Raw genomic sequence first — 235 nt, forward strand, 5'->3', positions numbered from 1 at the left:
CCCAGTCGCCGCCCCACGTGCCGTAGAAGCTGGTGACCGCACGGTAGGTGTAAAGACCGCCATTACCATCCGACGTAGAGAAGTATTCGTCGTCGTTGGACTTGTAAGCGCCCTGTACCCAGACCGAAACCTTGTCGGTGACGTTGACGTCGAGGCGAACCTTGCCGGCCCACTCTTCAAGGTTGGCGTCGTAAGCTGCAACAGCAGCGATCGAGCCCCAGCCCTGAGCGAACTT

2 pseudogenes are annotated in these 235 nt (G+C 59.6%); one reads left to right on the forward strand and one right to left on the reverse strand.

Going from position 1 to position 235, the window contains the following annotated elements:
- Positions 1-172 (reverse strand): annotated as a pseudogene (locus F9K94_RS24315) (porin); the annotation flags it as partial.
- Between F9K94_RS24315 and F9K94_RS25055 the strand changes: the two are divergent.
- Positions 113-235 (forward strand): annotated as a pseudogene (locus tag F9K94_RS25055) (hypothetical protein); the annotation flags it as partial. The pseudogenes F9K94_RS24315 and F9K94_RS25055 overlap by 60 nt on opposite strands.

Origin of the sequence: Brucella tritici (assembly GCF_008932285.1) — a bacterium.
Classification (GTDB): domain Bacteria; phylum Pseudomonadota; class Alphaproteobacteria; order Rhizobiales; family Rhizobiaceae; genus Brucella; species Brucella tritici.